This window comes from Streptomyces sp. NPDC058246 (genome assembly GCF_042881985.1).
Lineage (GTDB): Bacteria > Actinomycetota > Actinomycetes > Streptomycetales > Streptomycetaceae > Streptomyces.
In genome coordinates this window covers 1-16597 of record NZ_JBHVWZ010000038.1, presented here as the reverse complement: position 1 = coordinate 16597, position 16597 = coordinate 1, and the positions used below count along the sequence as shown (strand labels likewise).

Genomic DNA, 16597 nt, shown 5'->3' with positions numbered 1-16597 from the left:
CGTGGGAAGCACGCGCACCTCCCCGAGATCGCCCGGGGACCCGAAAGGCAGGAGACCGCACCGCAGATGACGGAACGACCCGCGCAGCGCACCCCCAACCGCCAGCTCGCCGCGCTCATCGCAGAAGCGGGGTTCTCCAACGCAGGTCTCGCCCGTCGCGTGGACCAGCTCGGCCTCGAACACGGACTCGACCTGAGATATGACAAGACATCGGTGACCCGGTGGCTGCGCGGGCAGCAGCCCCGCGGGACCACACCCGCGCTCATCGCGGAGGTGTTCACCCGGCGCCTGGGCCGGCGGCTCACCGCGCAGGACCTCGGGCTCGACGCCTGCGCCCCGGTGTACGCGGGGCTGGAGTTCGCCGGGAGCCCCGAGGAGGCCGTCGACATCGTCAGCGGGCTGTGGCGCAAGGACTCCGGCAGCCACGCCGAACTGCGCAAGATCGCCTTCACCCCGGCGGGACTCGTCGTCCCCAGCCGGGACTGGCTGATCGGGCGCGCGGACGACCGGGTCGGCCGCGGTGAACCGGCGCCGGCCCGCGTCCCCGCCCAGGGGCGCCCGGCGTCCCCCAAGTCGCCGGCTCCGCTCGTACAGGGGGCACCCACGTCCCGGCAGCGCAGCCAGACCGAGCGCGGCCCCGGCCAGAAGGTCACCGGCGGCGACATCGCCGCGCTCCGCTCGGTCGGCGAGCTCTTCCGCACCCTCGACCACGCCTACGGCGGCGGCCACGCCCGCCAGGCCCTGGTCCGCTACCTGGAGCACGAGGCCGAGCCGATGCTGCGCGGCTCGTACGGCGAGCAGACCGGCCGGCGCCTGTTCGCCGCCGCCGCCGACCTCACCCGGCTCGCCGGCTGGACCTCGTACGACATCGCCGCGCACGGACTCGCGCAGCGCTACTTCGTCCAGGCGCTGCGGCTCTCGCAGGCGGCCGGGGACCGGGCGTACGGCTCCTATGTGCTGGTGACGATGAGCCGCCAGGCCGTCTACCTGGGCCATGGGCGGGAGGCCGTGCAGCTCGCGCGGGTCGCCCAGCAGGGCGTCGGATCGGCGGCGCCCGCAGCGGTGCAGGCCATGCTGCACGCGGTGGAGGCGCGCGGGCACGGGGTGCTGGGCGAGGTACGGGCCTGTACGGCGTCCCTGGTGCGCGCCGAGCGCGCGCTGGAGGCGTCCCGGTCCGGCGACGAGGTCCCGCACTGGGCGCGGTTCTTCGACGAGGCCCAGCTCGCCGACGAGTTCGGGCACTGCCACCGGGACCTTCAGCAGTTCCGGGCCGCGGCGCAGCACGCCGAGCGCTCGCTGCACCTGCGAGCGCCCGGCTATGCGCGCAGCCGGCTGTTCTGCCGCGTGGTGCTCGCCTCGGCACGCCTTGGGCTCGGGGAGCTCGACCAGGCCTGCCAGTTGGGCGCGGAGGCCGCGGGGCAGGCCGTCGAGATGCGGTCGGTACGGGCCGTCGAGTACGTACGGGACTTCGAGAAGCGGCTGGAGCCGTACAAGGACGCGGCGCCCGTACGCGGGTACCGGGACAAGGTGGCCGCGCTGGGCTGAGGCCGGTTCGGCTCAGGCCGCGGCCTCCAGGGGTTCGGTCAAGGGGGTCGGTTGGGCGCCCAGATCCCCGAGCAGGGCCTGGGCGGCCCGGCGGGCCGAGTGGAGGGCGCCCTGGACCGTGCTGGTGTCCCGGTGGTCGCCGCACACGTACAGGCCCGCCAGCAGCCGTACCGGGCGGCGCAGGTCGTGCGGCGGCGGCATCGCCGGGACCGCCTCGGGGGTGTGGTGGACCGCGAGGAGTTCCCAGCGGTTCGTCGACGTCCCGTACAGGCGGGCCAGTTGGTCACGGACCGCCGCGTCCAGGTGGGCCGCGGCCGGCGGTGTGCCGAGCACGGTCGAGGAGATGAGCGCGCGGCCCGCCGGGGCCCGCGTGGGATCGACCTGGCTCACGACAGCGGTGTGGGCCACCGGGCCGCCGCGGTCGGCGTCCAGGAGCAGCGCCGGGTCGGTGAGCGGGGGCTCGTCCGTGGTGTGGTGCAGGACCGTCACCGGGTGGAAGGCGGGCACGTGCAGACCCGGCAGCAGCTCGGCCGCGGCGCGCGCACCGGTCGCCAACAGGATGGCGCGGCAGGTGAGTTCGCCGTGCTCCCGCGTCGTCACGGTGGTGGTGGAGACCGAGGTGACCTGGACGCCCGTGTGGACCGTGCCCGGCGGCAGGTCGGCCGCGAGGAGCTCCGGGAGCGTGTCCGCGCCGCCCTCGGGCAGACACAGGCGGCCCGTCGCGAACGAGTGCAGCGCGAGGTCCGCGCAGCGGCTGGACGTCTGAAGGGCCGGGTCGCAGAGCAGCGCGGCCAGGAGGGGGCGCAGAAAGCCGTCGACCGTGCGCGCCGGGAGCCCCCGGGTGGTCAACGCCTGCGCGGCCGTACGGTCCGGGCGTGCGAGGAGGTGGTCCGGTGGGGTGGTGGCGAGGCGGCCGAGGGCGGCGGCGAGACGGGACTGGTCGAGCGGGCCGCCGAGGGGACCGGGACGTGGGGTCCCGCGCTGCGGGCGGGCCAGCGGGAGCGGACGGGGGAGCGCCCGGGGGAGACGGGGGGCGCTTGCGAGGGCGCGCGCGGTGCTGAGTGCGCCCCTTGCGCTCCGGGGGATGGCGGGGGCGGCGGCGCGGTGGTGGTGGCCGTCGCTGTGGAGCAGGACGCCCGGGGAGAACGTGCGAAGCGTCAGGGCCTCCAGGCCCGGGGTGCGGCGCAGTTCCGGGTACGAGGTGGACAGGAGCCGGCCCACTCGGTCCAGCCGGAAGCCGTCGACTTTCTCCGTGGACATGCGGCCGCCCACGTTCGGGGCGGCCTCCAGAACGGTCGTCGTGAGACCTGCCCTGGCCAGATGCCGGGCGGCGGCGAGGCCGGCCACTCCGGCTCCCACGATGACGACGTCCACGTCTTGGCGTGCGGGCTCTAGCACGTACCCCTCCTCGAGGTTGCGCGGCCGGTGGGAACGTCATGCCCCCAACAGGCTTCTGGGATACCCGAGTTCGGGTCGAGGGTGTGCCGGTGTCGGCGGGTGGGGGGAGTCGCGCGGTGGGTGTGCACGGGTGCATGGGGGGAGCATCTCGCGGGCCGCTGGGGGTGAGCCTTTGGGGTTGTTCGCCCCCGCCGCCCCTGAATGGGGGCGCGGGGAACTGCGCGATCTTTTGCTCGGGTCTGGGGGCGGCAGCCCTCGGGGACAAGGGGGGTTCCCCTGCTCGAGCGAAGCCGAGAGCTTGGGGGAGGGCAGAGGCGGCAGGGGCGGCCAGGGCGAAGAAACCTCTGTCAGCCGAGGGCGGCCCGCAACGCCCCCTCGATCGACGGGAACGCGAACGTGAAGCCCGACTCCAGGAGGCGGGTGGGCAGGACGCGCTGGCTGCCGAGGATGTCGTCGGACATGTCGCCGAGAGCGAGACGGAGCAGCGGAGCCGGCGTGGCGAAGAGGGTGGGCCGACGCAGCACGCGCCCCATCGCCTCGGTGATCTCACGGTTGGTGAGCGGCTCGGGGGCCGTCAGATTCACCGGCCCCGAGACCGACTCCGTGTCGATGAGGTGCCGGATCGCCGCCACCTCGTCATGCAGCGAGATGTAACTCCAGTACTGCCGCCCGTCCCCCATCCGCCCCCCGACCCCCGCCTTGAAGAGCGGAAACAGCTTCCCCCAGGCCCCGCCCTCCCGGGCGACCACCAGCCCGGTACGGGCGAAGACGGTACGGATCCCCGCCTCCTGCGCCGGCCCTGTCGCCTCCTCCCACTCCACACACACGGAGGGCAGGAACCCGTCCCCGGGCGGCGCCGACTCGTCCACCGCCCGAGCGCCCGTATCGCCGTAGAACCCGATCGCACTCCCGTTGACGAGCACCCGCGGCGGCTCGTCCAGGGACGCCAACGCCTCGGCCAGTGTCGCCGTCCCGAGCACCCGGCTGTCCCGGATCTTCCGCTTGTACGGCTCCGTCCAGCGCCGCGAAGCGATCCCCGCCCCGGCGAGGTTCACCACCGCCGCACACCCGACGAGCCCCACCGCGTCGATGCGTTCCCCCTCCGGATCCCACTGGACCTCGTCCTTCGCGCGCGGCGCGCGGCGCACGAGGCGGACCACCTCGTGTCCATCGGCGGCCAGGGAGCGCGTCAGCGCCGAGCCGATCAGGCCGGACGCGCCGGTGATCGCGATGCGGGAACCGGTGGGAAGGGGTGAGTCGCTCATGGGTCCATCCTGCCCGGGCGGCCCGGAAATCGCGGGACATGGACGGGCAGGGCCGCCGTACAGTGATCCGCATGCCAGTTCCGCACATACGTATCGCCACTCTCGACGACGGGGAGGCGCTCAGCCGGCTCGACCGCGACACCTGGTCCACGCTGCACGCCGTCATGCCGCGCCCCCAGCCGCCGTACGACCCCTTCTACAGCGAGCGGTTCGGTCCGCGGGACCACATCGTGGCGGAGCTCGACGGCCAGGTGGTGGGGTACATCCGGCTGGGCTTTCCGACCACGCTCGCCTGCAACGCGCACGTCCGGCAGATCCTGGGCCTCGCCGTCGCCGACCGGGCGCGCGGTGCCGGCGTCGGACGGGCGCTGCTGCGCGCCGCGCTGGAGGAGGGCCGCCGCCAGGGCGCCCGGCGCATCACGCTGCGCGTGCTCGGCCACAACACCCCGGCGCGCAAGCTGTACGAGGCCGAGGGCTTCGTGGTGGAGGGAATCCTGCGCGAGGAGTTCCTGCTCGACGGGGAGTACGTGGACGACGTATTCATGGGACGCTCGCTCTGACCGGTATCCGGTATTCCTGGCCTGACGCCTGACGCCTGACGCCTGACGCCTGACGCCTGACGCCTGACGCCTGACGCCTGAGCGGTACGTCTGCGCGACCAGTGCTCCCGCGTCAGATCAGTTCAGTTCTTCCCGGGGGCGAGCAACGGGCGCATGCCGCCCATGAGTTGACGCAGGCAGCGGACCGCCAGTTCGGCGGGTGACCCCGGGCCCCTGGTCGCGGCGTCCGTCTCCGCCCAGGTCTCCAGGGCGACCCGGATCGCGTCCGTGGCCGCCGCGGCGGCGAGGCGCGCCTCGAGCGAGTCCGCGGCGGGGCCGGCCAGGCGGGCCACCACCGGGATCAGCCGTTCCTCCGACTCCTGGTTCACGCGGTACCAGACGGCCCGCAGCGCCGGGTCGTCCACCGCCGCCCGCAGCAGCGCGCGGGTCTGCTCCAGGCCCTCCGCCGCGTGCTCGTCCGGGACGGACAGCGCGGCCTCGACCGCCTTCTCCAGCGCCTCGGGCACCGCCGTACCCGGCTCCGTCGCCGCCAGCAGAGCGCGCCAGCGGTCGCCGCCGGCGGCGAGCAACGGGCCCACGGCGTCCTGCTTGTTGCGGAAGTAGCGGTAGAAGGTGCGCAGCGCGACCCCGGCGCGACGGGCGATGTCCTCCGCCGTGGTGCCGTCCGGACCGTACGCCGTGAAGAGCTCCGCGGCCGCGCGCGCGATGTCGAGCTGGGTCGCCGCCTTGCGGCGCTCGGTCAGGGAGAGGGCGGGGGGTTCGGGCGCGGGAGGCGGCTGGCTGCTCACGGGGAAAGCGTACGCCCGGGAGAGGCGCTGGGACGCATCTTGCCATGACGGCAAAACGCGTCACATCGGCGTACCGTGCATCGCGTTTCGACTGCCGTTGCGGTGCCGGAAAAGATCTCGACGGCGAAATCCCCGAACGGGCCTAGGACGTCACCAGGTCGCCCGTGTCGACCGGTGCCGTGGCGTTCGCCGCCTGCCGGGCGTCGCCGGCGACCTCGTGCGCCGTCAGGACGTAACCCGTCTCGTTGTCCGAGGTCGAGCGGGCGAAGACGACGCCGTACACCTTGCCGTCGGTGCTGAGGAGGGGGCCGCCGGAGTTGCCCGGGCGGACGGTGGAGCGGATCGAGTAGATCTCGCGGGTGACGGTGCCCGTGTTGTAGATGTTCTGGCCCGTGGCGTTGATGCGGTTCGCGACGGTGGCCGCCTGGAGGTCGAGGCCGCCGTCCTGCGGGTAGCCCGCCACGACCGCCGAGTCGCCGCGCGAGGCGCTGTCGTCGAAGCTCAGAACGGGTGCCCGCAGACCCGGGACGTACAGCACCGCGATGTCCCTCTCGGGGTCGAAGAGCACCACCCGCGCCTCGTACGAGCGTCCGACACCGCCCACCCGTACGGTCGGCCGGTCGATGCCCGCCACCACGTGGGCGTTGGTCATCACATGCCGGGACGCGTAGACGAAACCGCTGCCCTCGCGTCCCTGGTTTCCCGAGGCGCCCTCGACCTTGACGGTGCTCAGCTTGGCGGCGTTCGTCGCGGACGCCGTGACGCTGTCTCCCGAGGGTTTCGCGACACCCGCCGTCGGCTCGTTCTCGAACGGGTTGAAGACCTGCGGGAAGCCCGCCTCCGTGAGCGCCGAGGTCGCCCGCGAGAACCAGGCGGGCGTGGTGTCCGGCATCGCGTTCTGCACCGCGCCCAGCAGCGCCGAGTTACGGATCGACTGTGTGACCACGGTCGAGGAGGAGGCGCCCAGGACGCTCGCGGCCACCCAGGCCACCAGCAGCACGGCCAGCGTGTTCGCCGCGGCCCCGCCGATGCCGTCGGCCACCCGCAGCGGCCCCCGGTCCAGTTCGTGGCGCAGCTTCAGCGCCAGCCGTCCCGCCAGCTCGTGGCCCACCACCGCGGGCACCAGGACGGTCAGCACGGCCGCCACCGTGGCCGCCGCGGTCCCCGCCGTGACCAGGTCCATGATCCACGGCAGCACCCATACGCCGATGACGGCGCCGCCCACGAAACCGGCCAGCGAGACACAGCCGGCGACCAGTCCTCGCCGGTAGCCCGACGCCGCGTAGACCAGGATCACCAGCATCAGCAGGAGGTCGAGCACGTCCACGGAGCCGCCTTTCTCTCGGGCCCCCTAGTACGCGCGGGGCGTGCCCAGTGATCAGCCACGCGCGCGCGGCCGCCAGGAAGCGGCCGCACATGGCTGGACCTGTGAACAACACATGCCTGGACCTCGGAACCACACATGCCTGGACCTGTAAAAACGTCCCGGACCGGGACGATGGTTCCACCGGGTGGCACAGCGCACATCGCGGATGGCACGGAGGGGGGTGAGGGTGGGGCCATGCGTGTCTTCCGGAAAACGCGGGGGGCGCCGAAACAGCGAGCGGGGAGCCGCCGACGTGCGGCGCGGCCGCGGTTGCCGCGCGCGGTGGTCGCGGTGCTCGGATGCGTGCCCGGGCTCGTCGCCGTCATGGCGCTGGTGCTCTGTGCGGTCGGTGTGGACCGGGCGATGGACCGTGCGAAGGGTCGCCCCGGCCGATCGCCGGTCGCCGCCCTTCCCGCCGCGGCGGGCAGGCAGGCGGCCCGGCCGCCCATCGTGCCGCGCTCACGATGGCTGGACGCCAAGAGCACCCGTGCGCAGCCGCCGCCGCGCTACGACGACCGGGTCGTCGCGATCTTCGTCCATCACACCGACTCGCCGAACGCGTACGAGTGCGACGACTCGCCGCGCGTCATCCGCCACCTCTACGCCGGCCAGACCGGCGCCAAGGAGTGGGACGACATCGGCTACAACTTCCTCGTCGACCGCTGCGGCACGATCTACGAGGGCCGCGCGGGCGGGGTCGACCGGCCGGTCACCGGGGCGCACGCGCAGGGCTTCAACCATCGGACGGCCGGGGTGGCGGCCATCGGTACGTTCACGGCGGGTACGACGGTGCCGCGGGCGATGAGCGAGGCGATCGCGGCGCTTGCCGCGTGGAAGCTGGGGCTGTCCGGGGTGGATCCGCGGGGCACGGTTCGCCTGGTCTCCAGCAACGACCTGAGCCGGTACCGGGCCGGTGCCGCTGCCGAGTTGCCCACCGTGGTCGGGCACGACGTCGCCTTCATGACCAGCTGCCCCGGCGCCGCCCTCACGGCCCGCCTCCCGGACATCCGGAGCCGGGCGGCCCGCCTGCAGGGGCGGTGAGCCTTTCTGTCCCGGCCGTCCCCTCCGTCCCGGCTGTCCCCTCCGTCCCGGCCGTCCCCTCCGCCCCCCGGCCCTCTCCGGCGCAGTTGCGGCCACCTGGCGGGCAGTCACAGTCCCGCCGCAGGCGACTCACAGAATCCCCAGAGCCGGGCGTCCTACCGTCGTCGTAGGCACTGACTGGAGGTGGGGATCATGAGGGGCAGGAGCAGTCGGACGGACGGCACGGCCACCGAGCGGACGGCCGGCTGGGCGAAGGCCGCGCGCAGTCCGTGGACGGTGGTCTGCGCGGTGGTGTCCGTCGTCCTGGGCCCGGCGGCGGTCACGGCGTCCGCCCTGGACCAGGCGAACGCGGCACCCATGTACCACGCCGTGCGGGCCGACCAGACGCAGGCGTACATCCCCTCGGACCTCAGCCGCCGACGCACCACGACGTGAACCGTGGTGGCCTTGACCGTGGCGACCTAAGCCGTGGCGGCGTGAACCGTGGTGGCCTCGACCGTGATGGCGTGAACCGTGGCGTGAACCGTGGCGCGCCGGGTCGGCGGCATCCACGCGCCGTCAGCCCCTGAACCGGTCCCACAGTTTGGGGTAGCGCTCCGCGATGACCGACTCGTTCTCGAAGTCGAGCGGGGTGCCCTCGGGCTCCGCGGCCGCGGGCGGGATGCCGAGGTCGGGGGCGACGGTGCCGGTGAGCTGCTCGTACGCCTCGTCCGCCGCGTAGCCCAACTCCTCGCCGTCGCCGTCGATCTCCTCGTCGAAGTCCTCCAGGAGCTCGCCGAGCGAGTCCGGGTCGTGCATCGCGCCCTCGAAGACCTCCCGGCCCTGGCCGATCAGCCAGCACCGGAAGAAGTCGAAGGCGTCGTCGCTGGCGCCGTCGAGCAGCACCCAGGCCGCGCCCCACAGGTCCCAGCGGTACGCGCGGTTGTAACGGGCCTCGAAGTGCCGGGCGAAGTCGAGGACCGCGTCGGGGTCCGACTGGACGAGTCGCTCGACGAGCAGGTCGGCCTGTTCCTCGGGGTCGCCCTCGGCGGCCTCGCGGGTCGTGTCCACCAGCTCCCAGAACTCCGTCTCGTCCATCACGGGTCAAGCATCGGGCCTGGACGGGAGGGACGCACGTGGAGTGGGGCAGATTGTTATGCGTGCACATGCCGAAGGTAAAACCGGCGGGTTCGTACGCATTTCAAGGGCGCCCGGACGGATGACGCCGCCGGCCTGTGCCGTGGTCACCGGTAGAGCTCCGCCAGCCGGACCGCGTCCCTGGCGAAGCGGTCCCGGAGCGTCGCCGGGGAGAGCACCTCCACCTCCGGTCCGAGTCCCGAGAGCTGGGTGTGGGCGACCTCCTCGGACTCGACGGGAAGCGTGACGGTCACCCACCCCCGGGCGTCGGGGGCACCCGGCGCGTCCAGGGCCTCCTCCGCGGAGGCGGGATCAAGCACGTACGGCAGTCGTCGCACACCGTCCGGAGACACCCGTACGACGACCTCGGCCCGCAGGATGGACCGGGCGAACTGGTCGGCCCGCTCCCGCCAGAAGCCGGGCAGGTCGAACTCCCCGTCCCGTCTGAAGCGCTCCTCGTCGAGGGTGACCGCGGTGAAGCGGTCGATCCGGTACACCCGGAAGGACCCCGCCTCCGCGTCCGGCACCCGCGCGCACACGTACCAGACCCCCGCCTTGAGCACGAGTCCGTACGGCTCCAGCGACCGTTCGACCTCCGCCTCACCCCTCCGGTAGCGCGCGACGATCCGGCGGTCGTCCCACACCGCGTCCGCGACCGCGGGCAGCAGCTCGGGCGTCTCGGGCTCGCTGAACCAGGCCGGCGCGTCCAGATGGAACCGCTGCGCGGCCGCCCGCGAGGCGTCCCGTACGGAGGGGAGAAGGGCGGCGGACACCTTCAGCCGAGCCGCCGAGGCCGCGTCCTCGAGCCCCATCTCGCGCAGCGCCCCGGGCACTCCGCTCAGGAACAGCGCCTCCGCCTCACTCCGGGCCAGCCCCGTCAGCCGCGTCCGATACCCCCCGACCAGGCGGTACCCGCCGGCCCGCCCCCGGTCCGCGTACACCGGGACCCCCGCCTCGGAGAGCGCCTGCGCGTCCCGCGTGATGGTCCGCTCGGACACCTCGAGCTCCCGCGCCAGCTCGGCGGCGGTCATCGACGGCCGTGACTGGAGCAGCAGCACCATCTTGATCAGGCGGGCAGCACGCATGGGTTCATGATGCAGGGCACCACTGACAACGCAGAGACCTACGACGGACACCTGAGGGGGACGCGGCAGAAAGGCCGGAGAGGCACGGCGCGAACGCCGGAGAGGCACGGCGCGAACGCCGGAGGGGCCTGGTGGAACGCCGAAGGGGCACGGCAGTCGCCGTACCCCTTCGCCGAGTTGAGCCTCAGGTCCGCCGGGGGCTGTAGCCCCGTCAGTCCTACAGGCCGTAGCGCTCCCGCGCCTCCTTCACCGCCGACGCCTTGACCTCACCGCGGCGGGCGAGCTGCGCCAGCGCCGCGACGACGATCGACTGGGCGTCCACGCCGAAGTGGCGGCGGGCCGCCTCGCGGGTGTCGGAGAGGCCGAAACCGTCCGCACCGAGCGAGGAGTAGTCCTGCTCGACCCACTGCGCGATCTGGTCCGGGACCTGGCGCATGTAGTCGGAGACCGCGAGGACCGGGCCCTCGGCGCCGTGCAGCGCCTGACGGACGTACGGCACGCGCTCCTCGCCGCGCAGCAGCGCCGCGTCGGCCTCCAGCGCGTCGCGCCGCAGCTCGGTCCAGGAGGTCGCGGACCACACGTCGGCGGCCACACCCCACTCCTCGGCGAGCAGCCGCTGCGCCTGAAGCACCCAGTGGATCGCGGTGCCGGAGCCGAGCAGCTGGATGCGCGGCGCGTTGGCGGCCTTGACGTCGACCCCCGCCGACTCGGCGGTGTTGAAGCGGTACAGGCCCTTGACGATGCCCTCGTCGATGCCGAGACCGGTCGGCTTCGCGGGCTGCGGCATCGGCTCGTTGTAGACGGTGAGGTAGTAGAAGACGTTCGGGTCCTCACCCGGGGCCGACTCGCCGTACATCCGGCGCAGACCGTCCTTGACGATCGCCGCGATCTCGTACGCGAACGCCGGGTCGTACGACAGCGCCGCCGGGTTGGTCGCGGCGATGACGGGGGAGTGGCCGTCAGCGTGCTGGAGGCCCTCGCCCGTCAGCGTCGTACGGCCGGCCGTGGCACCGACCAGGAAGCCGCGGCCGAGCTGGTCGCCGAGCTGCCACATCTGGTCGGCCGTGCGCTGCCAGCCGAACATCGAGTAGAAGATGTAGAACGGGATCATCGCCTCACCGTGCGTGGAGTACGCGGTGGACGCGGCGATGAAGTCCGCCATGGAGCCGGCCTCGGTGATCCCCTCGTTGAGGATCTGGCCGTCCTTGGCCTCCTTGTAGTACATCAGCTGGTCGCGGTCGACCGGCTCGTACGTCTGGCCCTTGGGCGAGTAGATGCCGAGGGAGGGGAAGAGGCTCTCCATGCCGAAGGTGCGCGCCTCGTCGGGGACGATCGGCACCCAGCGCTTCCCGGTCTGCTTGTCGCGGACCAGGTCCTTGACCAGGCGGACGAAGGCCATCGTCGTCGCCACGTTCTGCGAGCCGGAGCCCTTGTCGAAGGACGCGAACGCCTTGTCGGCGGGCGCGGGCAGCGGCGCGAGCGCGTGCGTACGGCGGGCGGGAGCGGGGCCGCCGAGGGCCGCGCGGCGTTCCTGGAGGTAACGGACCTCGGGGGAGTCGGCGCCCGGGTGGCCGTAAGGCACCACACCGTCGACGAACTGGCTGTCGGAGATGGGCAGTTCGAGCAGGTCACGCATCTGCTTGAACTCGTCCGTCGTCAGCTTCTTCATCTGGTGGTTGGCGTTCTTGGACGCGAAGCCCTCGCCGAGCGTGAAGCCCTTGACCGTCTGGGCCAGGATGACCGTCGGCGCGCCCTTGTGCTCGACGGCCGCCTTGTAGGCCGCGTACACCTTGCGCGACTCGTGGCCACCGCGCGAGAGGTGGAAACACTCGAGGATCTTGTCGTCGCTCAGCAGCTTCGCCATCTCGGCGAGCGCCGGGTCGGCGCCGAAGAAGTCCTGGCGGATGTAGGCGGCGTCGCGGGTCTGGTACGTCTGCACCTGCGCGTCGGGTACCTGACGCAGCCGGCGTACGAGCGCGCCCGTGGTGTCGAGCTGGAACAGCTCGTCCCAGGCCGAGCCCCACAGCGACTTGATGACGTTCCAGCCGGCGCCGCGGAACTGGGCCTCCAGCTCCTGCACGATCTTGAAGTTGGCGCGGACCGGGCCGTCGAGGCGCTGCAGGTTGCAGTTGATGACGAAGGTCAGGTTGTCCAGACCCTCGCGGGAAGCCAGCGCGAGTGCGGCCGTCGACTCGGGCTCGTCCATCTCGCCATCACCGAGGAAGGCCCAGACGTGGGACTGGGAGACGTCCTTGATGCCGCGGTTGGTGAGGTAGCGGTTGAAGCGCGCCTGGTAGATGGCGGAGAGCGGGCCGAGGCCCATCGACACCGTCGGGAACTCCCACAGCCAGGGCAGGCGGCGCGGGTGCGGGTACGACGGCAGACCGTTGCCGCCGGACTCCTGGCGGAAGTGGTCGAGGTGCTGCTCGGTCAGCCGGCCGTCGAGGAAGGCGCGGGCGTAGATGCCGGGGGAGGCGTGGCCCTGGATGTAGAGCTGGTCGCCGGACCCGTCACCCTCCTTGCCCTTGAAGAAGTGGTTGAAGCCGGTCTCGTAGAGCCAGGCGGCGGAGGCGAAGGTGGCGATGTGACCGCCGACGCCGTATTTGCTGCCCCGGGTCACCATCGCGGCCGCGTTCCAGCGGTTCCACGCGGTGATCTTCCGCTCCATCTCCTCGTCGCCGTCCACGACGGGCTCGGCGGCGGTGGGGATGGTGTTGACGTAGTCCGTCTCGAGCAGCTTGGGCAGCGCGATGCCGTTGCCCTCGGCGCGCTCCAGCGTGCGGCGCATCAGGTACGCGGCACGGTGCGGCCCGGCCGCCTTGGTGACGGCGTCCAGGGAGGCCTGCCATTCGGCGGTCTCCTCGGGGTCGCGGTCCGGGAGCTGGTCGAGCTCGCTCGGCTGGATTGCGGTGGGGTCGGTCATTGCGCCGCCTTCCGGATATGGAGGGGGGTTCCCTCATCGGCAAGGGGTTTTCGGGGGTGCCCTTGGTCTTTGGCAGGACAGGGCGGAGGGCTCTGGTTCGAGCCCGTCGGTGACTGTAACTCCCTGATCGATGATCGATCAAAGGGTTGAAGCGGAAAACCCCTCGGTATCGAGAAAGTCGGCACCCGGTGCCTTCAGGCCAGGCACCGGGTGCCTTGGAATCGAAGGTCGGTCGAGGGATTTTCGCAGGTGAGCGCGTACATGCTCGGCTGTCGTCACGCGCGCGGCGCGCATCCGAGGACATGCGCCTTCACGAGGTCGGCGATCAGCGGATCCCGGCGGCGGAAGGCGTCCACGAGGGCCTCGTGCTCCTCCGCGTACGACTGCTGCACGGTCCCCAGCCAGCGGATCGACAGGGCCGTGAACACCTCGATGCCGAGCCCCTCCCAGGTGTGCAGGAGGACGGAGTTGCCCGCGGCGCGGACGAGTTCGCGGTGGAAGGCGACGGTGTGGCGGACCTGGCCGGTGCCGTCCGACAGCCGGTCGGCCTCGTACAGCGCCGCCACGTGCGGCTCCAGGGCCGAGCAGTCCTCGGCGAGCCGCTCGGCCGCCAGCTCGGCGGCGATGGCCTCGAGACCGGCGCGTACGGGGTAGCTCTCCTCCAGGTCGGCGGCCGTCAGGTTCCTCACCCGTACGCCCTTGTTCGGCGCCGATTCGATGAGCCGCAGTGACTCCAGCTCGCGCAGCGCCTCCCGCACCGGGGTCTGGCTGACCTCCAGCTCGGTGGCGATCCGCCGCTCCACGATGCGCTCGCCCGGCTTCCAGCGCCCGCTGACGATCCCCTCCACGATGTGCTCGCGGATCTGTTCGCGCAGCGAGTGGACGACGGGCGCGGTCATGAAGGCTCCTTTGGGAGGGGCATGAGAGCCCCGAGGGCGTTTGACGTTTAGACAATAAGGCCGCGCCCCTGCCGGTGAGAGGCGCACGGGGGCGCTTTCATGCAGGTGAGACGAGACTTACACGCTGTCAGAGTGTCCGCGGCTGTAAAGACCCGTACCGGGTGGTGCCCGGAGGTGTCACGTCCGTGTCACCCCGCGAACCCGATGGCCCCCGGCGGTGTCGAGGTCGGCACAGGGGTTCCCGCGCGGGGCACCCCGTGAACGCCGGGGGGACGGCATGAGCGGTCGGGGACGAGAGCGAGGGCTGCGCTGGGCCGTGGCGGCGGTGGCGGCGACGGCGGCGGCGGTCGTGGGGATGACGGCCGGCTGCCGGCCGATGGACACGGGCGCGGCGGCACGGCCGAGCGACGGCACGCGGACGACGAGCACGTCGACGAGCACGTCGACGGGGGCTGGGACGGGGGCGGGGTCGGCTGCTCCGGGGTCGGTGGGTTCCGGGCCGGTGGCTTCCGGGTCGGTCGGTGGGGAGCCCGCCGACGGGGGTTCGGCGGGTGCGGGTTCGGTCGGCGCCGGTTCGGCGGGAGCGGGATCCGTCGGTGGAGGTTCGGGCGCCGGAGGATCGGTGGGCGGCGGAGTGGGCGGTGCCGGATCGGTGGGTGCCGGATCGGGCGGGCAGCCGCCCGGGCCCGGGGGCGCCTGTGTCTTCGTCAAGCCTGACGGCGCGCAGAAGTTCGGCCACACCGGCTGGGGCTTCCGCGTCACCGGCACCGACCGCTGGGAGTACGGGGCGGTCGAGAACCCGAGCAACGCGCTGTACACGCCTCCCGGCGGCGACATCGGCGCGTGGCACGCGGAGGGGACGTACGCCCAGATGCTGAGCGACATGTCCCGCGACGCCCACTACCCGGGCAAGTCCACGCACCCGTACAGCCGTTACCGCTGCACGTCCTCGTCCACGAGTGATGTGGGCTCGGCGCGCGCCATGATCCGTAGGGTCGAGAGCCGCGGTTTCCTCGTCGGCTTCGATCCGAAGACCGGAGACCTCGGCTCCCGTGACTGTCTCGACGCCACGTACGACGTCCTCAGGGCCTACCGGACACGGCACTTGACGCCCGCGTACCAGACGGAGATCCCCAATGTGTGGGTGGAGACGTTGGTGCTGTGGACGGACAAGACGCTCAAGCCACGCTAAGGAGCGGGACGCCGGGGCCGCGTGGGACCGGACGCCGAGGCTGCGTGGGACCGGACGCCGAAGCCGCGTGGGACCGCACGCCGAGGCTGCGTGGGACCGGACGCCGAGGCCGCGCGGGCCCGGACGCCGAAGCCGTGGGAAACGCGAAGCCCCCGTCCGGAGTTCCGGACGGGGGCTTCGCGTTCGACAAGCAGGCAGGACTACAGGCCGAGCTCGACCTCGAACTCGCCCGCCTCCAGGATCGCCTTGACCGCGGTCAGGTAACGGGCCGCGTCGGCGCCGTCCACCAGACGGTGGTCGTAGGAGAGCGTCAGGTACGTCATGTCGCGGACGCCGATGACCGTACCCTCCTCCGTCTCGATGACGGCCGGACGCTTGACCGTGGCACCGATGCCCAGGATCGCGACCTGGTTCGGCGGCACGATGATCGTGTCGAAGAGCGCGCCGCGCGAGCCGGTGTTGGAGATGGTGAAGGTCGCGCCGGACAGCTCGTCCGGGGTGATCTTGTTCGCCCGGACCTTGCCCGCCAGCTCGGCGGTGGCCTTGGCGATACCGGCGATGTTCAGGTCGCCCGCGTGCTTGATGACCGGGGTCATCAGGCCCTTCTCGGAGTCCACCGCGATACCGACGTTCTCGGTGTCGAAGTAGGTGATCGTGCCCTCGTCCACGTTGATCCGGGCGTTGACGGCCGGGTGGGCCTTCAGCGCCTGGGCCGCCGCCTTCACGAAGAACGGCATCGGGGAGAGCTTGACGCCCTCGCGGGCCGCGAAGGAGTCCTTCGCCTTCCCGCGGAGCTTCATCAGGCGGGTGACGTCGACCTCGACGACCGAGGACAGCTGGGCCTGCTCGTGCAGGGCCTTCACCATGTTGTCGCCGATGACCTTGCGGATGCGGGGCATCTTCACGGTCTGGCCGCGGAGGGGAGAGACCTCCAGGGCCGGGGCCTTCTTCGCGGCGGCCGGAGCGGCGGCAGCGGCCGGAGCCGGAGCGGCAGCGGCGGCCTTCGCGGCCTCGGCGGCGGCGATGACGTCCTGCTTGCGGATACGACCGCCGACGCCGGTGCCCTTGACGGCGGCCAGGTCGACGCCGTTCTCGGCGGCGAGCTTGCGCACCAGCGGGGTCACGTACGCACCCTCGTCACTGGCGGTCGCGGCGGGCGCCGGGGCCGGGGTGACGGGGGCCGGAGCCGGAGCGGCAGGGGCGGCCGGCGCCGGAGCCGCGGGCTGCGCCGGAGCCGGCGCGGCAGCGGCCGGGGCGGCGGGAGCGGCCGGGGCGGGAGCCGGAGCGGCGGGCGCGACGGGCGCCGGAGCCGCGGGGGCGGCCGGGGCATGGCGCGGACCGGCCCGGTGAAGATCGGGCTGCGCGGGCCGGGGCGGCACCTGTCTCTTTTACACATCTGAGCTGCCGACGCAGGTCGAG

Annotated in this window: 13 protein-coding genes and 1 pseudogene; 5 read left to right on the top strand and 9 right to left on the bottom strand. The window is 72.6% G+C overall.

Going from position 1 to position 16597, the window contains the following annotated elements:
• Positions 1-66: 66 nt before the first annotated feature.
• The gene (locus tag ACFVXA_RS35480) at positions 67-1545 is read left to right on the top strand and encodes a regulator (RefSeq protein ID WP_383748222.1); all 1479 of its coding nucleotides are present in this window, start codon (positions 67-69) and stop codon (positions 1543-1545) included.
• Between the two features lie 12 nt (positions 1546-1557).
• Here the strand turns inward: ACFVXA_RS35480 and ACFVXA_RS35475 are convergent, their stop codons facing one another.
• Together ACFVXA_RS35475 and ACFVXA_RS35470 are read right to left on the bottom strand one after the other, a co-directional pair.
• The gene (locus ACFVXA_RS35475; RefSeq protein ID WP_390028281.1) at positions 1558-2943 is read right to left on the bottom strand and encodes an NAD(P)/FAD-dependent oxidoreductase; all 1386 of its coding nucleotides are present in this window, start codon (positions 2941-2943) and stop codon (positions 1558-1560) included.
• A gap of 347 nt (positions 2944-3290) precedes the next feature.
• Positions 3291-4208: a TIGR01777 family oxidoreductase gene (locus ACFVXA_RS35470; RefSeq protein WP_390028280.1), complete on the bottom strand. Its 918-nt coding sequence runs from the start codon at positions 4206-4208 to the stop codon at positions 3291-3293.
• Between the two features lie 62 nt (positions 4209-4270).
• Between ACFVXA_RS35470 and ACFVXA_RS35465 the strand changes: the two genes are divergently transcribed.
• Positions 4271-4768, top strand: coding sequence for a GNAT family N-acetyltransferase (locus ACFVXA_RS35465; RefSeq protein ID WP_383748217.1), 498 nt, complete (start codon positions 4271-4273; stop codon positions 4766-4768).
• Between the two features lie 122 nt (positions 4769-4890).
• Here ACFVXA_RS35465 and ACFVXA_RS35460 read toward each other — a convergent pair whose 3' ends face one another.
• Together ACFVXA_RS35460 and ACFVXA_RS35455 are read right to left on the bottom strand one after the other, a co-directional pair.
• A complete protein-coding gene (locus ACFVXA_RS35460; RefSeq protein WP_362026310.1) occupies positions 4891-5556 on the bottom strand; it encodes a TetR family transcriptional regulator in 666 nt (221 codons plus the stop codon).
• A 142-nt stretch (positions 5557-5698) separates the two neighbouring features.
• Complete coding sequence (locus ACFVXA_RS35455) at positions 5699-6883, bottom strand: MarP family serine protease (protein WP_384026529.1); 1185 nt, start codon at positions 6881-6883, stop codon at positions 5699-5701.
• A gap of 135 nt (positions 6884-7018) precedes the next feature.
• Between ACFVXA_RS35455 and ACFVXA_RS35450 the strand changes: the two genes are divergently transcribed.
• A complete protein-coding gene (locus ACFVXA_RS35450; protein WP_384026526.1) occupies positions 7019-7963 on the top strand; it encodes a peptidoglycan recognition protein in 945 nt (314 codons plus the stop codon).
• Positions 7964-8155: 192 nt separating this feature from the next.
• On the top strand, positions 8156-8398 hold the full coding sequence (locus tag ACFVXA_RS35445) for a hypothetical protein (protein WP_362026319.1): 243 nt from the start codon (positions 8156-8158) through the stop codon (positions 8396-8398).
• A 123-nt stretch (positions 8399-8521) separates the two neighbouring features.
• Here the strand turns inward: ACFVXA_RS35445 and ACFVXA_RS35440 are convergent, their stop codons facing one another.
• The 4 genes from ACFVXA_RS35440 to ACFVXA_RS35425 form a co-directional block, all read right to left on the bottom strand.
• Positions 8522-9040, bottom strand: coding sequence for a DUF4240 domain-containing protein (locus ACFVXA_RS35440; protein WP_362026349.1), 519 nt, complete (start codon positions 9038-9040; stop codon positions 8522-8524).
• Between the two features lie 146 nt (positions 9041-9186).
• Positions 9187-10164 (bottom strand): helix-turn-helix transcriptional regulator, encoded by a 978-nt coding sequence (locus ACFVXA_RS35435; RefSeq protein ID WP_390028279.1) that lies wholly within the window; start codon positions 10162-10164, stop codon positions 9187-9189.
• 217 nt (positions 10165-10381) lie between these two features.
• Positions 10382-13087 carry a pyruvate dehydrogenase (acetyl-transferring), homodimeric type gene (gene aceE, locus ACFVXA_RS35430; RefSeq protein WP_362026328.1) on the bottom strand — a complete coding sequence of 902 codons (2706 nt, stop codon included), beginning with the start codon at positions 13085-13087 and terminating at the stop codon, positions 10382-10384.
• A gap of 275 nt (positions 13088-13362) precedes the next feature.
• On the bottom strand, positions 13363-13986 hold the full coding sequence (locus ACFVXA_RS35425) for a GntR family transcriptional regulator (RefSeq protein WP_362026331.1): 624 nt from the start codon (positions 13984-13986) through the stop codon (positions 13363-13365).
• A gap of 277 nt (positions 13987-14263) precedes the next feature.
• On the opposite strand from ACFVXA_RS35425, the gene ACFVXA_RS35420 reads away from it, so the two are divergent.
• Complete coding sequence (locus tag ACFVXA_RS35420; RefSeq protein WP_390028278.1) at positions 14264-15178, top strand: hypothetical protein; 915 nt, start codon at positions 14264-14266, stop codon at positions 15176-15178.
• A 200-nt stretch (positions 15179-15378) separates the two neighbouring features.
• Here ACFVXA_RS35420 and sucB read toward each other — a convergent pair.
• Positions 15379-16521: pseudogene (gene sucB / locus ACFVXA_RS35415) on the bottom strand (2-oxoglutarate dehydrogenase, E2 component, dihydrolipoamide succinyltransferase); the annotation flags it as partial.
• Positions 16522-16597: the final 76 nt, after the last annotated feature.